Annotated in this window: 15 protein-coding genes; 4 read left to right on the forward strand and 11 right to left on the reverse strand. The window is 65.6% G+C overall.

The genetic code is table 11. The annotated features are described in order from the left end of the window. Nucleotides 1-16: 16 nt before the first annotated feature. The 4 genes from melA to HNS34_RS10335 form a co-directional block, all read right to left on the reverse strand. Nucleotides 17-1,360, reverse strand: a complete 1,344-nt coding sequence (gene melA, locus HNS34_RS10320) for an alpha-glucosidase/alpha-galactosidase (RefSeq protein ID WP_172319987.1) — start codon at nt 1,358-1,360, stop codon at nt 17-19. Further along, the gene (locus HNS34_RS10325) at nt 1,357-2,205 is read right to left on the reverse strand and encodes a carbohydrate ABC transporter permease (protein WP_172319988.1); all 849 of its coding nucleotides are present in this window, start codon (nt 2,203-2,205) and stop codon (nt 1,357-1,359) included. Before HNS34_RS10325 ends, melA begins: the two co-directional genes overlap by 4 nt. Nucleotides 2,206-2,218: 13 nt before the next feature. Further along, entirely contained in the window at nt 2,219-3,142 is a 924-nt protein-coding gene (locus HNS34_RS10330; RefSeq protein WP_172319989.1) for a carbohydrate ABC transporter permease, read from the reverse strand. A gap of 111 nt (nt 3,143-3,253) precedes the next feature. Beyond that, on the reverse strand, nt 3,254-4,510 hold the full coding sequence (locus HNS34_RS10335) for an ABC transporter substrate-binding protein (RefSeq protein ID WP_172319990.1): 1,257 nt from the start codon (nt 4,508-4,510) through the stop codon (nt 3,254-3,256). A gap of 115 nt (nt 4,511-4,625) precedes the next feature. On the opposite strand from HNS34_RS10335, the gene HNS34_RS10340 reads away from it, so the two are divergent. Beyond that, nucleotides 4,626-5,405 (forward strand): IclR family transcriptional regulator, encoded by a 780-nt coding sequence (locus HNS34_RS10340; RefSeq protein ID WP_172319991.1) that lies wholly within the window; start codon nt 4,626-4,628, stop codon nt 5,403-5,405. Nucleotides 5,406-5,430: 25 nt separating this feature from the next. Next, nucleotides 5,431-6,486 carry an ABC transporter ATP-binding protein gene (locus HNS34_RS10345; protein ID WP_172319992.1) on the forward strand — a complete coding sequence of 352 codons (1,056 nt, stop codon included), beginning with the start codon at nt 5,431-5,433 and terminating at the stop codon, nt 6,484-6,486. Nucleotides 6,487-6,542: 56 nt separating this feature from the next. Here HNS34_RS10345 and HNS34_RS10350 read toward each other — a convergent pair whose 3' ends face one another. The 3 genes from HNS34_RS10350 to xylF form a co-directional block, all read right to left on the reverse strand. Continuing rightward, entirely contained in the window at nt 6,543-7,292 is a 750-nt protein-coding gene (locus HNS34_RS10350) for an ATP-binding cassette domain-containing protein (RefSeq protein ID WP_172319993.1), read from the reverse strand. A gap of 1 nt (nt 7,293) precedes the next feature. Then, nucleotides 7,294-8,592 carry a sugar ABC transporter permease gene (locus tag HNS34_RS10355; protein WP_172319994.1) on the reverse strand — a complete coding sequence of 433 codons (1,299 nt, stop codon included), beginning with the start codon at nt 8,590-8,592 and terminating at the stop codon, nt 7,294-7,296. A gap of 72 nt (nt 8,593-8,664) precedes the next feature. Further along, complete coding sequence (gene xylF, locus HNS34_RS10360; RefSeq protein ID WP_172319995.1) at nt 8,665-9,696, reverse strand: D-xylose ABC transporter substrate-binding protein; 1,032 nt, start codon at nt 9,694-9,696, stop codon at nt 8,665-8,667. 154 nt (nt 9,697-9,850) lie between these two features. Between xylF and HNS34_RS10365 the strand changes: the two genes are divergently transcribed. Continuing rightward, a complete protein-coding gene (locus tag HNS34_RS10365; RefSeq protein ID WP_172319996.1) occupies nt 9,851-11,065 on the forward strand; it encodes an ROK family transcriptional regulator in 1,215 nt (404 codons plus the stop codon). After that, entirely contained in the window at nt 11,055-12,548 is a 1,494-nt protein-coding gene (locus HNS34_RS10370) for a CRTAC1 family protein (RefSeq protein ID WP_235952688.1), read from the forward strand. Before HNS34_RS10365 ends, HNS34_RS10370 begins: the two co-directional genes overlap by 11 nt. Nucleotides 12,549-12,623: 75 nt before the next feature. On the opposite strand, the gene HNS34_RS10375 is transcribed toward HNS34_RS10370, so the two are convergent. The 4 genes from HNS34_RS10375 to xylB are packed head-to-tail and all read right to left on the reverse strand — an operon-like array spanning nt 12,624 to nt 17,688. Continuing rightward, nucleotides 12,624-13,907, reverse strand: coding sequence for a cytochrome-c peroxidase (locus HNS34_RS10375; RefSeq protein ID WP_172319997.1), 1,284 nt, complete (start codon nt 13,905-13,907; stop codon nt 12,624-12,626). Then, complete coding sequence (locus tag HNS34_RS10380) at nt 13,895-14,911, reverse strand: aldose epimerase family protein (RefSeq protein ID WP_172319998.1); 1,017 nt, start codon at nt 14,909-14,911, stop codon at nt 13,895-13,897. The genes HNS34_RS10375 and HNS34_RS10380 overlap by 13 nt, the downstream gene beginning before the upstream one ends. Nucleotides 14,912-14,929: 18 nt before the next feature. After that, on the reverse strand, nt 14,930-16,240 hold the full coding sequence (gene xylA, locus HNS34_RS10385) for a xylose isomerase (RefSeq protein ID WP_172319999.1): 1,311 nt from the start codon (nt 16,238-16,240) through the stop codon (nt 14,930-14,932). Further along, complete coding sequence (gene xylB, locus HNS34_RS10390) at nt 16,237-17,688, reverse strand: xylulokinase (protein ID WP_172320000.1); 1,452 nt, start codon at nt 17,686-17,688, stop codon at nt 16,237-16,239. The genes xylA and xylB overlap by 4 nt, the downstream gene beginning before the upstream one ends. Between the last annotated feature and the right edge of the window lie 14 nt (nt 17,689-17,702).

Below are 17,702 nucleotides of genomic sequence, written 5' to 3' on the forward strand. Positions count from 1 at the left end.
TACCAAGAAGATGATGTCAGGCGGCCTGTCTGAGCTGCGCCCAATCGGGCAGCCAATGCCCATGGGCCGCGCGCAGATCGTCAATGAGGGCGCGGATCTGGCGCAGGTCAAGCTCGGCCGCCGTATGCGGGTCCATCATCGCGGCATGGGTTATGTGGTCGGGGTTCTGGTCGATCAGCGCGCGGACGGTCAATTCCTGTACGTTGATCTGGCTGCGCATCAGCGCGACAAGCTGCGGCGGGATGTCCGTCACGACGCTTGGCTGCACGCCACCCGCATCGACCAGGCAGGGGGTTTCGACCGCAGCGCCCAGGGGCAGTTGCGGGATCTGGCCGGTATTGGGCAGGTTGCCATAGGCGACATAGGCCGTGTCGGTGGTGATCGCGTTCATGATCTCGGCGGCAAACTCATGGCTTTTGGGCACCGCGATCTCGCTGGCCGATTGCAGGGCTTTCGCCTGTTCCTTCCACGCGGCCTGCTGCTCGACGCAGCGCTTGGGGTATTCATCAAGCGGGATGCCGAACTGGTCGATCAGGTCGTCGCGGCCTTCCTTGATGAACCACGGCACGTATTCGGCGAGATGCTCGGAGCTTTCGGTGCAGAAATAGCCCAGGTGTTCCATCACCTCGTAGCGCAGCGTGTTGGGGCAGCGCGGCATCAGGAGGGGCGGTTTGGGCAGGCGGCCCGCGCGGTAGCCGTCGGAAAGGCGCGGGTAGAGGCTGTTGCCGCGCACATCCTCAAGCTTGAGGAAGAAGGCGACATGGTTCACGCCCGCGACCATGTAGCGGAAATCGGCCTGATCCATGTCGAGGTCATGGGCCAGTTCCTGCACGGTGTTCTGCACCGAATGGCAGAGGCCGACCTGTTTGATCTGCGGGTAGCGTTCGGCCAACGCCCAGGTGTTGATCGCCATCGGGTTGACGTATTGCATGAGCAGCGCGTCGGGGCAGAGGGCGGCCATATCCTCGGCCACGCGCCACAGATGCGGCACCGTGCGCAGGCCGCGCATGATGCCCCCCACCCCGAGCGTGTCGGCGATGGTCTGGCGCAGGCCGTAGCGCTTCGGCAGGTCGAAATCGGTGATCGTGCAGGGGTCATAGCCGCCGATCTGGAAGGCGGTGACGACGAAATCGGCGCAGTCCAGTGCGCGCCGTTGGTCGGTGGTGGTCTCGACCGTCGCGCCGGTGCCCATGGTGGCGATCATCTTCTTCGCCACGGCCTCGGATTCGGCCAGCCGGGTTTCGTCGATATCCATCAGGGCGATGGTCGCGTCTTTCAGGGCATCGAAGTGGAGCATGTCGCCGACGATGTTCTTCATGAAAATCGTCGATCCTGCGCCGATGAAGGCAAGTTTGGTCATTTTACGGCCCCCAGTGTCAGACCTGCGATGAAGTGTTTCTGCATGGCGAAGAACATCGCCACGGGCGGGATGGCGGCGACGATGGAGCCGGCGCTCATCAGGTGGTATTGCGCCACGAACTGGCTGTTGAAGCTGGTGATGCCGGCGGTGACGGGCTGCGCCTCGGGGCCTTGGGTCAGGACGATGGCCCAGAAATAGTCGTTCCAGATGAAGGTGAAGATCAGCACGGCAAGCGCCGCGATGGCCGGGCGCATGAGCGGCAGGACGACAAACCAGAAGATGCGCCATTCGGCGACGCCCTCGACCCGCGCGGCCTCGATCAGCTCGACCGGCAGGGCCTTGATGAAGTTGCGCATGAAGAGGGTGCAGAACCCGGTCTGGAACGCGATGTGAAAGAGGACGAGACCCAGCTTGGTGTCGTAGAGGTTGAGGCTGACGGTCAGGTCGCGCACCGGCACCATCAGGATCTGGAAGGGCACGAAATTGCCCGCGATGAACATGAAGAAGATCAGCAGGTTGCCCTTGAACCGGTAGATGCCGAGCGCGAAGCCCGTCATGCACGAGAGCGCCACCGCGCCGACCACCGTGGGGATGGTGATCATCAGCGAGTTCAGCATGTAGCGCGGCATGTCGCTTTCAAAGAACACGCGGCCATAATTGGTGAACAGGTTGAACGAGGACGGCCAGCCCCAGAAATTGCCTTGCGTGAAATCGGTCAGGGGCCGGATGGAGAAGGACGCCACGGCGATCAGCGGCAGGAGCCACAGGATCAGTGCGATGGGCAGGAAGACCTGGTAGGTGACGCGCACCGCCTCGCTGCGTTTCTGGATCGGGGTGGGGAACATGTCTTTGGCCCTCTCAGGTGCGCGCGGGGCGTTCGTCACGCCACATGGAGTAGAGGAAATAGGCGATGAAGATCAGCATGATCAGGAACAGCACCACCGCGATGGCCGAGCCGTACCCCATGCGGAACCCGTATTCGCTGAGCGCCTGTTCGAACATGTAGAAGCTGAGCACGCGGGTCGAGCCGAAGGGGCCGCCATTGGTCATCACGGAAATCAGGTCGAAGCTGCGCAGCGCGCCGATGATGGTGACGACAAAGGCGATGAAGGTCGCCGGGCGCAGTTGCGGCAGCACCACATGCCACAGCATCCGCCAGCCCTTGGCGCCGTCCAGCCGCGCCGCCTCGACCTGTTCGGGGTCCACGGCGTTGAGGCCCGTGAGGTAAAGGATCATGCAATAGGCCGTCTGCGGCCAGAGACCGGCGGCGATGATGCCGTAGGTGGCCAGCGTCGGATCGCCCAGGATGTTCAGTGTGTCGAACCCCAGGCCGCCCAGGATCGTGTTCAGCAGGCCCCCGCGCGGCAGGTAGAACCAGGTGAAGACCAGGCCCACGACGACCTGGCTGATCACGAAGGGGAAGAAGAAGAGCGACTTGTAGAGGCGGATGCCGGTGACGGTCTGGTTGAGGAAAAGCGCGATGAAGAGGCCGCCGGGAATGGCCAGCAGGTAGAGCGCCAGCCACTTGACGTTGTTCCACAGCGAGACCTCGAAGGCGCGGTCGCTCATCAGCTCGCGGTAATTCTGCAGGCCCACGAACTCGCCCCGTTCGCTGAGATCGCCCAACCCGTTCCATTCATAGGCCGAGATCTGGAAGCTCTGGAAAATCGGAATGATGACGTAGACGGAAAAGAACAGCAGCCCCGGCAACAGGAAGAGGATCGGCGTGACGATCATCTTGTTGCGCTGCATCCATGTCTGCTGTGACGCGGCGGTGGCCATGTCGGTATCCCCTCCCCTGGGCAACGCATTCGGAAAGCCCCTGGGCAGGGCCTTGCGGATAGGTTGTGAGATACGCGCGCCCCTGGGTGGCGGGGCGCGCGCGAAATGTGATTATTCGTAGATCCGCTGCCGCGCGGCTTCCAGACGACCCAGGATGTCGTCGAGGTTGTCCGGGAAGACCATGAACTCCTGCAGACCTTCCATGCCGATCGCGGCCATCTCGGCCGGGAAGTCGCGGTCGAAGAACTGCGCGATGCCGCCTTCCGCGTTCTGGCTGAGCATGGTGAAGCCCTGTTGCAGGAACTCGTCATCGGCAACTTCCGAGTTGGCGTTGACGGGCAGCTGCCCAAGCGCGTCGGGGCCGTTGATCTCGGTCTGCACTTCGGGCGAGGCGACATAGGCCAGGAAGGCGCGCGCCGCTTCCACGTTCTGCGCGCCGGCGGCGACATGGAACGTGTCGGTGGGGGCGTCTTCGCCCATCGGCAGCCCTTCGGTGATCACCGGGAACTGGTAGAAGTCGATCTGGTCATCACCAAGCCCGGCCTCACGCAGGTGCGGCACGGCGAAGTTGCCGATCAGGTAGGCCGTCGCCTCGCCGTTCACGACGAAGGGCAGCGCCTCCTGCCAGGAGTAGTTCTGGTGATCCTCGACATAGGCGCCCATGTCGATCAGGCGGCGCCAGTTGGCGAAGGTCTCGCGCACGCGCTCATCCGTCCATTCGACCTCGCCACGGGCCAGGGCCATGTGGAAATCGAACCCGTTGGTGCGCATGTTGAGGTAGTCGAACCAGCCGCCTGCGGTCCACAGGAAGCGCGAGCCGATGGCATAGCAGGCGCGCCCGCTGTCTACGATGACCTGGCAATTGGCGATCTCTTCCTCGAAGGTCGCGGGCTCTTCCAGGCCAAGCTCGTTGAAGATGTCTTCGCGGTAGTAGATGCCCCACTGGTAGTAGGTATAGGGGATGCCCCATTGCGCATCGTTGAGCGTCATCGCGCCGCGCACAGATTCCAGCCCCTCGTAGTCACCGGCCTCCCACCAGTCGGAGATGTCCATGAACAGGCCCGCCTCGACGTAAGGAGTCATGCGGTTGGCGGCATACCAGTTGATCACATCGGGGGGATCGGCGCTGAGCGAGTTGCGGATCTGGGTTTTCCAGGCCTCGCGGTCCACCACGGTCAGCTCGATCTCGAGATCGGGGTGCATTTCCCCGAAATCGGCGACCAGACCCTCGATCACGGCGCGCGGGGCCGGGTTCGACATGTCCGACGCGATGCGCAGGGTGCCCGACAATTCCTGCGCGGCGGCGGCACCGCCAAGCATTGTCGTTGCCGCCAGCACAGCCAGCGGGGTTTTCAAAATGGATCGCATGGTTTCCTCCCTATGTGGTTCCATTATTTGAAACTTAGTTTCTATAGTTGAAATCATAACCCGGATGTGCGTAGTCTTGTCAACAGATTCTTTGACGGTCGCCGGGGAGGGCGCGATGAACAAGCAGGCCGATGGCACTGTGGGCAAGGCGCTGAGCGTGCTGGACGAGGTGGCGAATTTCGGCCGCCCCGTGCGCTTCGCCGAGCTGCTGGCGCGCAGCACCCATCCCAAGGCCTCGCTCTACCGATTCGTGCAGACGCTGACCAACCAAGGCATGCTCTCCCACGACCCCGAGACCGGCACCTACACGCTTGGCCTGCGGCTGGTAAAGCTGGCACATTCGGCGTGGAAACAGGCGTCACTGGCCACCGTCGCGCGGCCCTTCGTCGAGGCGCTGTCGCTGAAGGTGGGCGAGAACATCCACCTGGCGCAGATGGATGCGGGGCAGGTGATCTTCGTCGACAAGCTGAAGGCCGCCGACCGGTTCGAGACCATGGCGCAAACCGGTGTCGTCGCGCCCGCCTTCTGCACCGGCGTCGGCAAGGCGATCCTGGCCAACATGACGCCAGAACGCCGCGACCGGGCGCTGGAGCAGCAGGCCTTTCTTGCCTACACGCCGAACACGCATACCGAAACCGGCACCCTGCTGGAGGAGCTTGAGGCGATCCGGGCCGAGGGCGTTGCCTTCGACCGCGAGGAGCATGAGGCCGGGATTATCTCGATCGCCGCGCCGATCGTGACGCAGGGCGGGCGCACCATCGGCGCGCTCTCCATCGCGGCCTCGACCAACCGCCAAACCCTGGACAGCATCCGCGCCTTCCGCGCCGACCTGCTGGCCACCGCAAGACAGATCGGGAACGAGGCCACGAATTGGCAATTCCCCACCGTAACCTGACGATATTTCCTTGGGAGGAAACTGAATGACCGGCGTGACCCTTTCCAACGTCATCAAGAAATACGGCGAGACTCAGGTGATCCACGGCATCGACCTGGAAATCGAGGATGGCGAGTTCTGCGTTTTCGTCGGGCCGTCGGGCTGCGGCAAGTCCACGCTGCTGCGCATGGTGGCAGGGCTGGAGGAAACCACGGGCGGCACAATCGAGATCGGTCCGCGCGACGTGACCCATATGGACCCGGCGGAACGTGGCGTAGCGATGGTGTTCCAGACCTACGCGCTCTACCCCCATATGACGGTGGCCGAGAACATGGGTTTTGGCCTGAAGATGAACCGCCACCCCAAGGACGAGATCGCGGCCAAGGTGGCCGAAGCGTCCCGCGTGCTGAAGCTGGACGACTACCTGACCCGCAAGCCCAAGGCGCTGTCGGGCGGGCAGCGGCAGCGGGTGGCCATCGGGCGGGCCATCGTGCGCGGGCCGGACGTGTTCCTGTTCGACGAGCCGCTGTCCAATCTCGATGCCGAGCTGCGCGTCGAGATGCGGGTCGAGATCGCGCGGCTGCACAACGAGATCGGCGCGACGATGATCTATGTCACGCATGACCAGGTCGAGGCGATGACGCTGGCCGACAAGATCGTGGTGCTGCGCGCGGGGCGAATCGAGCAGGTGGGCCGCCCGCTCGACCTCTATAACGACCCCGACAACCAGTTCGTCGCGGGCTTCATCGGCAGCCCGGCGATGAATTTCTTTCCCGCCGTGGCGGGCGGCGGTGGCGTGCAGGTGCCGGGGCTAGGCGACATGACCCTGCCGCCGCCCCTCTCGGCCCCCGCGACCGGGCCGGTCACCGTCGGCGTGCGCCCGCAGCAATTGCGCCTGGCCGAGGGCGACACGCATAAGGTGGATATATCGGAGCAGTTGGGCGGCGTGGCCTATCACTACCTGATCGCAGGCGATGGCAGCCGGGTGACGGTCGAGGCGCATGACCAGAGCGCGCCGAAATCAGGCGCGATGGTCGGGCTGACGGTGGACCCTGAAAACGCCCTCTTCTTCGACGCGGAAACGGGCGCGCGGCTGCGATAGGCCGCGCCCCCTGCCCCCATCTTCCTGGCAAGAATACTCGCCCCCCGAGCCCCGCCTCACGCGGCTTGCTTGGGGTTCTTGCCCAGGATGATCATGCTGAGCAGGTCATCATCGGTCACGTCGGCGGTGTTGACCGTTCCCACCAATTCACCGTTCTTCATCACGCTGGCCCGGTCGCAGAGGTCCAGCACCTGGTGCACGTCATGGTCGATGAGGAAAATGCCGATCCCGTCGGCCTTCAACTGCTGGATCAGCTCGGCCACCATCTGCGTCTCATGCGGCCCGAGCGCCGCCGTCGGCTCGTCCATGATCAGGATACGCGCGTTGAAATAGACCGCGCGGGCGATGGCGACCGATTGGCGCTGCCCCCCCGAAAGCGCCGAGACCGGCGCGTTGAACTTCTGGAAGTTGGGATTGAGGCGGGCCATGATCTTGCGCGTTTCGGATTCCATCGCGGCATCGTTGACGAGGCCGAGCGGCGTCACCAGTTCGCGCCCCAGGAAGAGGTTCGAGGCCGCGTCGAGATTGTCGGCCAGCGCCAGCGTCTGGTAGATCGTCTCGATATTGTAGCGGCGCGCGTCGCGCGGATTGGTGATCGTGGCTTTCTCGCCATTGATGAAGATCTCGCCCGCATCGGGGGCATAGGCCCCCGACAGCATCTTGATCAGGGTCGATTTCCCGGCGCCATTGTGGCCCAGGAGGCCCACGACCTCACCGGGATAGAGATCGACGGTGACGTTATCGACCGCCTTGATGCCGCCGAACGAGATCGACATGTTGCGCATTTCGACAAGAGGCGTGGTCATCTCAGGTATCCCCCGTGCGTTTGCGATAGACGATGTCGATCCACACGGCCAGGACCAGCACCGAGCCCACCACGATGTTCTGATAGGGCGCATCGACGCCGACCATGGCCATGCCCGATTGCAAGGATTGCATGATCAGCGCGCCCAGGATCGCGCCGTGGATGGTGCCGATGCCACCCGCCAAGGCGGTGCCGCCGATCACCGCTGCCGCGATCACGCGCAATTCGTCCAGCGTGCCGATATCGTTGGTGTGGTTGCCCAGGCGGGCCGAGGCCACGACCGCCGAGATAGCGGTAAGCGCGCCCATCATGGCGAAGATCTTGACCGTCAGCATCCGCGTGTTGATGCCCGACAGTTCCGCCGCATCGGGGTTGCCGCCAGTGGCGAAGATGTAGCGGCCAAGCCGGGTGCGGCGCGCGATGATGGTCATGCCGATGGCGATGACGATCAGCAGCAGGACCGAGACCGGCAGGCCGTAGCCGGTGGTAAAGCCTTCGGGCATTTCCTCGCCGCGCGCCTCGAAGATGCGGCGCAACCGGCCGATGGGCACCTGGTAGGAGTTCAGCACCCAGATGAAGCCCAGAATGGCCCCGGCGGAAATCGCCGACAGCGTCACCTCGGCCCAGACCGGTTTGACGGGGAAGTCATGCGCGGCCTTGTTGCGCCGTGCGCTCCAGATCCCCCAGATGGCACCGGCGGCGGCGATGCCGCCCAGAACCCAAGACCAGGTCGGACCGAGCGTGCCGTTGATGCCGCCGAAGACCAGGAAATTGTCGTCAAGCGGGCCGATGGTCTGGCCCCGCGTCAGGAACCAGCCGACATTGCGCCAGACCAGCAGGCCGCCAAGCGTGACGATGAAGGCCGGAATGGCCAGGTAGCCAATGAGCCAGCCGTGAAACGCCCCGATCAGGGTGCCCGCCACGATGCCCACCACGATGGTGACGGGCGCGGTCAGGGGATGGTTCAGGCCAAGGCCCGACAGATCGGGCAGGATCTCGGTCTGGGTCATCGCCATGATGGCCGAGCTTGTGGCCAGCAATGCGCCGACGGACAGGTCGATATGGCGGGTGACGATCACGAAGACCATGCCGCAGGCCATGATGGCCACCGAAACCGTCTGGATCGTCAGGTTGAAGATGTTGCGCGAGGTCAGGAACCTGCCATCGGTCATGATATTGAACCCGATGGACAGAAGGATGAAGGCGCCGACCATGCCAAGCAGACGGGTATCCAGTTCCAGTTGCTGGAACAGGGATCTGCGGGCGTGTGAGGGAAGCGGCTGAGACGGGGCGTCGGTCATGTCCGGACTCCTGGCTGTCAGCATGTGGGTGATGCGCCCCCGCGAAGGGACCGGGGGCGCATCGGTGTCAGGTTACATGTCGCAGGGCGCGGGGCCGTCGGTGACGCCCTGGCAAAGCGCCTCGAGCTCGATCCAGCCGGCATCGACCACGACGGCGAGGTTGTCGCGGGTAATCGGGACCGGGGCCAGGAACATCGCGTTCATGGTGGTGCCACTGGGGCTGGTCCATTCCTGCGCGCCCTCGATGTCTTCCATCGCGGTGCCGCCTGCCAGCGCGACGGCGATCTCGGCGGCGTTGCGGCCAAGGTCACGGGCGTCTTTCCAGACCGATACGGTCTGGGTACCCAGAGCGACACGGTTCAGCGCGGCATGGTCGCCGTCCTGGCCCGAGACCGGGATGCCGTCCATGCCCTGCGCGGTCAGCGCCGCGACAACGCCACCGGCGGTGCCGTCATTGGAAGCGACAACCGCATCGACGCCATTGTCGGTCGCGGTCAGGATCTGCTCCATGTTGCGCTGCGCGTTGGCGGGCAGCCAGCCATCGGTATAGGATTCGCCCACGATCTCGATCTCGCCGGCGTCAATCGCCTCCTGCAGCACTTCCTGCTGACCACCGCGCAGGAAATCCGCGTTCGGGTCGGTGGGCGAGCCCTTGATCATGACGTAGCGACCGGTGGGCGCTGCTTCCAGCACCGCGCGGGCCTGCATCCGGCCCACTTCCACGTTGTCGAAGGTCAGGTAGAAGGCGCGGGGGTCTTCGATCAGGCGGTCATAGGCGATGACCGGAATGCCCTCATCGGCGGCGGCCTGAACGGCGGGGCCGATGGCCTGCGCGTCCTGCGCCAGGATGATCAGCGCATCGACACCCTGGGCGATCAGGCTTTCAATGTCCGACAGTTGCTTGGCGGACGAGGATTGCGCATCGGCCGAGATATAGGTGGCCCCGGCCTCTTCCAGTGCGGCGACGATGGCGGCCTCGTCGGTGGCCCAACGCTCCTCCTGGAAATTGGACCAGCTGACGCCGACCGTGATGCCCTGTGCGAACGCCGTGGTGGCGAACATGACCGCGATCAGAGTCGCGGCGAATCTTTGCAGAAATTTCATCTATTCCTCCCTGGTACAGTGCGGGAATCCCCTCCCCGGGGTTCCTCGACGTGATGTTACGCTAGCAGCAATTTTTTTGAAGATCAAATTAAATAACGCCAGCAGGCTTGCCGATTTATTTTTTTTGGTGAATTATCTTCCGAGGGAGGGCGCCATGGCCGGAGCCGCACGCGCAACGCACGGGATGGAACAACGCGAGGTCGGGCGCCAGCAGGTCTTTGACACGATCCGGGCGGCGGGCCGCATCGCACGCATCGACATCGCGCGGCAAACCAGCGTCAGCCCCGCGACGGTCACCGCGATCACCTCGGAATTGCTGGCCGCGGGCCTGATCGAGGAGATCGTGCCGGAAGACCGCGAGGGCGCGAAACGGGGCCGTCCGCGCGTGGCGCTGAAGATCAGGGGCGCGGCGCATCTGCTGGCCGGCCTCAAGATCGCCGATCGCGCGGTCACGGTGATCCTGGTGGATTTCGAGGGGCAGACGGTCGCCGAATACGATCAGCCCCTGCCGCATCCCGTGATGTCGCCCGCGGAGATGGTGGGCCTGGTCGAGGCGGCGCTGGACGGGGCCTGCAAACTTGCCGGGCGCAGCCGGACGGAAATATCGGGCGCGGGCGTGGGCCTTTCGGGCCTGATCGACGCGCGCAACAATTTCGTGCATTGGTCACCCAACCTGGACGCGCGCAACGTCCATCTGGGCCGGATGCTGTCCGAGGCCCTGCCCTGCCCCTTCTTCATCGACAATGACGCCAACCTTGTCGCCAAGGCCGAGCAGCTGTTCGGCGAGGGGCGCAACACCTCGGATTTCATCGTCATCACCATCGAGATGGGCGTCGGCATGGGCATCGTGATCGACAACCGCATCTATCGCGGCGAACGCGGCTGCGGGGCGGAGTTCGGCCACACCAAGGTGCAGCTTGACGGCGCGCTCTGCCGCTGCGGCCAGCGTGGCTGCCTGGAGGCCTATGTCGGCGATTACGCCCTGCTGCGCGAGGCCAATATCCGGTCGGGTGCCGCGCCCGAGGAAGACCTCTCGCGGCTCTATGCCCGCGCGCGGCGCGGCGATGCGATGGCGCAGAGCATCCTGGACCGGGCGGGCCGCATGTTCGCCATGGGGCTGGCCAATGTAATCAACATCTTCGACCCCAAGCTGGTGATCCTGTCGGGCGAACAGATGGCCTATGACTTCCTCTATTCCGAGGCGGTGCTGGCCCGCGTGCGCGCCTCGGTGGTGCAGGTCGATGCCCCCCTGCCCGAGATCCGCATCCATGAATGGGGCGATCTGATGTGGGCCAAGGGGGCGGCGGCCTACGCGATGGAGGGGGTCTCGGCGCTGACCATAAAGGGGCTTGCCACGAATGAAGCTTAGCATGGTCCTGATCCTTCTGCCCGGGGCGGCCCTGGCCGATCCGGTCTTCGAGCCGCGCACGCTGCCGGAACACATCTATGGCGGCGGGTGGGAGCATTTTGTCGGCGGCGGTGTCGCTGCCTTCGATTGTTCCGGCGACGGGCTGCCCGATCTGTACGCGGCGGGCGGCGAGAACCCGGCGCAACTGATGCTGAACCAGGGCGGGATGCAATTCACCGCTGAGACGCCCGAGGCGCTGGCCCTGACCGGCGTGATCGGGGCCTATCCGCTGGATATCGACAGTGATGGCGTGCTGGACCTGGCGGTGCTGCGCGTGGGCGAGAACCGCCTGATGCGCGGGCTTGGCGGCTGTGACTTCGCGCCGTTCGATCTGGGTTTCACCAGCGACGCGCGCTGGACCACCGCCTTTTCCGCGACATGGGAGGCGGGCGAGACCCTTCCGACGCTGGCCTTCGGCAATTACGTGGATCGCAGCGACCCGGAAGGGCCGTTCGAGGCCTGCGATGCGAATTATCTCTACCGGCCCGAAGGGGACCGCTACGGGCCGCCCATTCGGCTGGAGCCGGGGTTCTGCGCCCTCTCGATGCTGTTCACCGATTGGGGGCGGCAGGGCCGCGCCGATCTGCGGGTGTCGAATGACCGGCATTACTACGTGCGCGGCGGGCAGGAGCAGATGTGGGCGATGACGGCCCACCCGCGCCTCTACGGGGCCGAGGATGGCTGGAACACCCACCAGCTTTGGGGGATGGGAATAGCGAGCCGCGACCTGGATGGCGACGGGCTGGCTGAGGTCTACCTGACCTCGATGGGGGACCAGCGCTTGCAGCTGCGGGCAGGCGAGGGGCCGGCTTACGTCGATGCGCCCTATGCGCGGGGCGCGACGGCGCATCGGCCCTATACGGGCGGCGACGGGCGGCCTTCGACCGGTTGGCACGCGCAGTTCGGCGATGTGGATAATGACGGCTGGGACGATCTGTTCGTCGCCAAGGGCAATGTCGAGCAGATGCCGGGCAGCGCCATGGATGACCCCAACAACCTGCTGATGGGCAGCGCGGATGGCGTGTTCCGCGAGGTCGGCTTGCAGGCCGGGGTGGCCAGCATGGCGCGCAGCCGGGGGGCGGCGCTGGCCGATCTGGATGGCGACGGACGGCTGGACCTCGTCGTCGTCAACCGGCGCGCGGAGATGGAGCTTTATCGCAATGTCAGCAACGATACAGGCGCATGGTTGCAGATCGACCTGGCGCAGGGCACGGCCAATCGACTGGCCGTGGGCGCCTTTGTCGAGTTTCGGGCCGGGGATCGGGTCTGGACGCAGGAGGTGACAGTGGGCGGCGGCCATGCCGGCGGTGTCGCGGGGCCGCTGCATTTCGGGCTTGGCGCTGCGGAAGCCGTCGAGGTCCGGGTGATCTGGCCGGATGGCGTGGCGGGCGCGTGGCAGAGCGTTGAAACGGATCAGAGGATGACAATCACGCGCGGCGGCTGAGGGCGGGGGACGGCCAGTCGACTGGCCGTGTCCACGCGATTTCGAAATCGCGTGCACGTCGCTTCGAAGCGACGTTCATCGCGCAACCGGCAGACCGCTCGGCACCGCATCCGGCACGCCAAGGCGGTCCTCGCGCGGGTCGGTCAGGGCGTCGAGGAAGGCGATGAGGTCGGCAATCTCGGGATCGCTCAGCACCATCGGAGCCAATTCGTTCGCCGCCGCAATGGCCGCCATCTCGGCCTCATCCTCCAGCACCCGCCAGTCGGCGACATCCAGCGCTGGCAGCACCGCCTGGCTCTGGTCATACCCCATCAGCGCCGCGACCGGGTCGAGGTGGTGGCGGATCACGCCCTCCAGCGTCGCATACGCCCCGGCATGGCCATAGGGTGCGGTTTGCGTCACGTTGCGCAGGCTCGGCGTGCGGAAGGCATAGGCGTCGGCGGGATCGCCCGTCACCCGCATCCGGCCCTCGTCGCGGGCATGGCTTTCGAACCGTGCCGCCTTGCCGGGGCCGATCTGCACCATGGCGATGGCGTGGAAATCCTGATCGGTCTGGAACCGGCCCGCATGGCAGGTGCTGCACCCCGCGTCCCCGTAGAAGAGCGCCCGTCCCCGTTCGGCGGCGGCGGGCAGCGGCTCGCCTTCCAGGTAGCGGTCGAAGGGGCTGTCATCGGCGCGCCATTCATCGGCGATGAACTCGGCGATGACATTGCCGATATCGGTGAAGCGGATCTCTGCCCCCTGCCCCAGAACCGCATCGAACCGCGCGCGGTATTCCGGGATTGCCGCGACGCGGGCCGCGATCCGCTCCCAGGCGCCGCCGGGTTGCGAAAGGAACCCCATGCGGACGGCTTGAGCGATCTCGTTCTCCGAATAATGCCCGGCCATCTCGTCGCCCGAGAGCACCGGGAACATCGCCTGCGCGGCAAGGACCGAGGTGAAGCCCGACACCATATCCTCGCCCAGGGGTGTGCGGATGCCGCCGGGGCGGGTGGGATCCGCCTCCAGCCTACCGTCATGGAACATGACGCTGAATTCCGCCGCACCAAGGTTGAAAAGCGCGGGCGCGTTGCGCGGGATGCGCTGTTCGGGAAGGTTGGCGGGGTCTGCCCGACGCTCCGGCCCGAGGCCGATGCCGCCATCGCCAAGCCCGAGCGAGAGGCCATCGGACGTGCCCTGCGCGGGGTTGTGACAGGTGGCGCAGGAGACCTCCCTGTTGCCGGAGAGGATCGGGTCGTAGAAGAGAAGCTGGCCCAGTTCGACGCGGGCCGGGTCGGTCGTCATCCAGTCGACCGGCGGAAACTGCTGCGCGAACGCGAGCGCGGGCAGTGGCAGAAGGGCGAGGATCAGCCAGCGCATGACGCCTCCGCGATGTCCACCCGCAGGCATTGGCGATAGGGGCGGTCGGGGTCGATCAGGATCGAGGGGAAACCGGGCTGATTCAGCGCATCGGGTGGGGCCTGCGGTTCGATACAAAGCCCGTGGAAGGGCCAAAGGCTCTTGTCGGTCCAGCCGCCCGCGCGCGCGGTCAGGTGCTTGGCGGTGTAGAGCTGCGCGCCGGGCTGGTCGGACCACATCTTCAGGCGCAATCCGTTCGGCGCGCCGAGTTGCGCCACGGGGGCATCCGGGTCGCGCGCCTCGGGGAAGATCACATTCACATCCATCCCCTCTCGGGCCGGGTCCATTGCGCCAAGCGCGGTGGTGTCGCGGAAATCGTAGCGGCTGCCGTCGACCGGCAGGATTTCCCCGGTCGGCAGGCCGCGCCCGTCGACGGGCGTGCGGCGATCGGCGATGCAGGTCAGGTGATGCGACCAGACCTCGCCGCCGCCCATCAGGTTGTAATAATTGTGCTGCGCCAGGTTGACGGGGGTCAGACGATCCGCCGTGGCCGCCATGTCATAACGCACGCAAGTGCCGCGCAGGGTGACGGTGACGGCGAAATCGACCAGGCCGGGATAGCCTTCCTCACCATCGGGGGATCGGTAGGTGAAGCGGATCGCGTTCGCGGCGCTGTCGCCCTCGACCTGCCAGTGCCGCCTGCTGAGGCCGCGCAGCCCGCCATGCACATGGGTCTGGCCTTCGTTCTGCGACAGTTGGTGGCTGGTATCGTCGATCTGCAACCGCCCGCCCGAAGTGCGGTTGGCGACCCGTCCGACGATAGCCCCGAGGTAGCAATCATCGGTCAGGTAGGCGCGCGGCGAGGCATAGCCCAGGATCACGGGCACCGAGGCACCGCCGCAAGGCACCCACCAGCCGCGCGTCACCACCCCGAGATTGAGCAGCGACAGGCGCACATCGCCATCCTGCAACTCCGCCTCGATCAGCGGGGCATCGTCCGGGCCGCCAATGCGCCTGATCTGCATAAGCGGCCCCCCTTGCCGTCACGTGAAGCGGTTCACGACATTTTCCAGGTATTCCTGCCGACCCGAGCGGGGTTCGGGGTTGATCCCCTCGGCCTCCACCCGCGCGGCGATATGGTCAAGGTCGCGCTTGCCGTCCAGCATGGCACGCGCCTCGTCGCCTTGCCAACCTGCATAACGGTCCGACACGAAATCGGCGAGCGTGCCATCCTCGATCATCGCCTGCGCCGCCTTCAGCCCCCGCGCGCAGACATCCATGCCGCCGATATGGGCCATCAGCAAATCCTCCGGATCCAGCGATTGCCGCCGCAGCTTGGCGTCGAAATTGGTGCCGCCGGTCGAGAAGCCGCCGCCTTGCAGGATGTGGTAATAGGCCAGCGCCACCTCGGGCACGTTGTTGGGAAACTGGTCGGTGTCCCAGCCCGATTGGTAGTCGTTGCGGTTCATGTCGATGGAGCCGAAGATGCCGAGCGCCTGCGCCAGCGCAATCTCATGCTCGAAGCTGTGGCCCGCCAGGATCGCGTGGCCCTGTTCGAGGTTCATCTTGACCTCGCCCTCCAGCCCATGGCGCTTGAGGAAGCCGTAGACGGTGGCGACATCGTAATCATACTGGTGCTTGGTGGGTTCCTGCGGCTTCGGCTCGACCAGGATCGCGCCCTTGAAGCCGATCTTGTGCTTGTAATCCACGACCATGTTCAGCATCCGGCCAAGCTGCGCATCCTCCTGTTTCAGGTCGGTGTTGAGCAGCGTCTCATAGCCTTCGCGCCCACCCCACAGGACGTAGTTTTCACCCCCCAGACGTTGCGTGGCATCCATGCAGGTCTTGATCGTGGCCGCCGAGAAGGCGAACACATCGGGGTCGGGATTGGTCGCCGCGCCCGACATGAAACGGCGGTGCGAGAAGAGGTTGGCGGTGCCCCAGAGGAGCCGCACCCCGGTCGCCTCCATCTTGGCCGCGAAGTAATCGGTGATTTCCTCAAGGTTGCGCGTGTTCTCGGCAAAGCCTGCGCCTTCGGGCCGCACATCGGCGTCGTGGAAGCAGAAATAGGGCGATTTCAGCAAGGTGAACATCTCGAAGGCGACGTCTGCCTTCAGCTTCGCGGCCTCCATGCCGTCCTTGAACCAGGGGCGCTGAAACGTCTGGCCGCCAAAGGGGTCATTCCCCGGCCAGGTGAAGTTGTGCCAGTAGCAGGTGGCGAAACGCAGGTGATCCTCCATGCGCTTGCCGGCCAGCATCTCGTCGGGGTTGTAATGGCGGAAGGCCAGTGGATTGCGGCTGTCCGCGCCTTCAAAGGGGATGTCGGTGATGTCGCCGAAGAAACCTGTGGTCATGTCAGAACTGCCTTCAAACTGGGATAGAGCGCGCGGTATTTTGCGTAAGCCTCGGCATAGGCCGGGGTCAGGTCGGCGCGCGGGTCGATGGTGGTGGCCACTTGCGGGGCCCCCATGATGTCGGTGACGGAATGGCCGGTTGCCGCCATTGCCAGCCGCGCCGCGCCGAGGGCTGCGCCGAACTCGCCCTGTGCGGGCAGTTTCAGCGGCAGGTCGAGGATGGTGGCCAGGCTTTCCAGCCAGAAGCGCGAGCCGGTGCCGCCGCCGATCGCAAGCACGGCGCCGAGGTCGGTGCCGGTCGATTTCAGCGCCTCAAGATTGTCGCGCAGGGCAAAGCCGACGCCTTCCATCACCGCCTGGGTCAGGGTCCGGCGATCATGGCCGATGTCGAGGCCGAGGAACGCGCCGCGCATGGCGGCGTCGTTATGCGGCGTACGCTCGCCCGAGAGGTAGGGCAGGAACAGGACCGGGGCGGGGCCGGTGGGGGTGTCGGGCATGGTACCCGCCAGCGCCTTGGGGGTATCGCCGAGCGTGCCCGCCAGCCAGTTCAGGCAATCGGTCGCGGCCAGGATCACGCCCATCTGGTACCAGGTGCCGGGGATGGCGTGGCAAAAGCTGTGAACGGCGGTTTCCGGCGCGGGGGCAAAGCTGTCCTTCGCCGCCAGCAGCACGCCCGAGGTGCCGAGCGAGACAAAGCCGTCGCCTTCCTTCAGGCACCCGACACCGCAGGCCGCCGCCGCGTTGTCGCCGCCGCCGCCCGCGACCTCGACCGGGCCGGTGACGCCCCAATCGGAGGCAAGCTCTGCCCGCAGCCTGCCGCTGGTTTCGCTGCCCTCGACCAGCCGGGGCATCTGATCGCGGCGCATATGCGAGGCCGAGAGCAGCCTGTCGGACCAATCCCGCGCGCCCACATCCAGCCACGAGGTTCCGGCGGCATCCGACATGTCCGAGACATGCGCGCCGGTCAGCCACAGGCGCAGGTAGTCCTTGGGCAGCAGAACCTTGGCGATCTGTGCGAAGATCTCGGGCTCATGGGCCTCGACCCAGAGCAGCTTGGGCGCGGTGAAGCCGGGAAAGACGATATTGCCGGACAGCGCGCGGACATCCGGTGCGCCGTCCAGCGCCGCCGCCTCCGCCGCCGCGCGGGTGTCGTTCCACAAGATACAGGGGCGCAACACACGATCAGACTTGTCCAGCAGCGTCGCGCCGTGCATCTGACCGGAGAGGCCGATCCCCTTGAGCGCGGCCAGCGCCTCCGGCACCTCGGCGCGCAGGCGGGCCATCGCGCTTTTGCAGGCGGTGATCCACTCGGTCGGATCCTGCTCGCTCCAGCCCGGATGGGGATGCTGCACGGTGCACGGGGCCTCGACCGAGGCGACGGGCGCGCCGCCCTCATCGACCAGGAGGGCGCGCAGGCCGGACGTGCCGAGATCAAGACCCAGATACATGCGTTCCTCCCCCC

The organism is Alterinioella nitratireducens (assembly GCF_013155465.1).
Lineage (GTDB): Bacteria > Pseudomonadota > Alphaproteobacteria > Rhodobacterales > Rhodobacteraceae > Alterinioella > Alterinioella nitratireducens.

Coding starts and splice junctions, on each gene's coding strand:
- xylB (WP_172320000.1), bottom strand. CDS start 17,688: ATGTATCTGGGTCTTGATCTCGGCACGTCCGGCCTGCGCGCCCTCCTG.
- HNS34_RS10365 (WP_172319996.1), top strand. CDS start 9,851: ATGGCCGGAGCCGCACGCGCAACGCACGGGATGGAACAACGCGAGGTC.
- HNS34_RS10340 (WP_172319991.1), top strand. CDS start 4,626: ATGAACAAGCAGGCCGATGGCACTGTGGGCAAGGCGCTGAGCGTGCTG.
- xylF (WP_172319995.1), bottom strand. CDS start 9,696: ATGAAATTTCTGCAAAGATTCGCCGCGACTCTGATCGCGGTCATGTTC.
- HNS34_RS10345 (WP_172319992.1), top strand. CDS start 5,431: ATGACCGGCGTGACCCTTTCCAACGTCATCAAGAAATACGGCGAGACT.
- HNS34_RS10355 (WP_172319994.1), bottom strand. CDS start 8,592: ATGACCGACGCCCCGTCTCAGCCGCTTCCCTCACACGCCCGCAGATCC.
- HNS34_RS10325 (WP_172319988.1), bottom strand. CDS start 2,205: ATGTTCCCCACCCCGATCCAGAAACGCAGCGAGGCGGTGCGCGTCACC.
- HNS34_RS10380 (WP_172319998.1), bottom strand. CDS start 14,911: ATGCAGATCAGGCGCATTGGCGGCCCGGACGATGCCCCGCTGATCGAG.
- HNS34_RS10370 (WP_235952688.1), top strand. CDS start 11,055: ATGAAGCTTAGCATGGTCCTGATCCTTCTGCCCGGGGCGGCCCTGGCC.
- HNS34_RS10350 (WP_172319993.1), bottom strand. CDS start 7,292: ATGACCACGCCTCTTGTCGAAATGCGCAACATGTCGATCTCGTTCGGC.
- HNS34_RS10330 (WP_172319989.1), bottom strand. CDS start 3,142: ATGGCCACCGCCGCGTCACAGCAGACATGGATGCAGCGCAACAAGATG.
- xylA (WP_172319999.1), bottom strand. CDS start 16,240: ATGACCACAGGTTTCTTCGGCGACATCACCGACATCCCCTTTGAAGGC.
- HNS34_RS10335 (WP_172319990.1), bottom strand. CDS start 4,510: ATGCGATCCATTTTGAAAACCCCGCTGGCTGTGCTGGCGGCAACGACA.
- melA (WP_172319987.1), bottom strand. CDS start 1,360: ATGACCAAACTTGCCTTCATCGGCGCAGGATCGACGATTTTCATGAAG.
- HNS34_RS10375 (WP_172319997.1), bottom strand. CDS start 13,907: ATGCGCTGGCTGATCCTCGCCCTTCTGCCACTGCCCGCGCTCGCGTTC.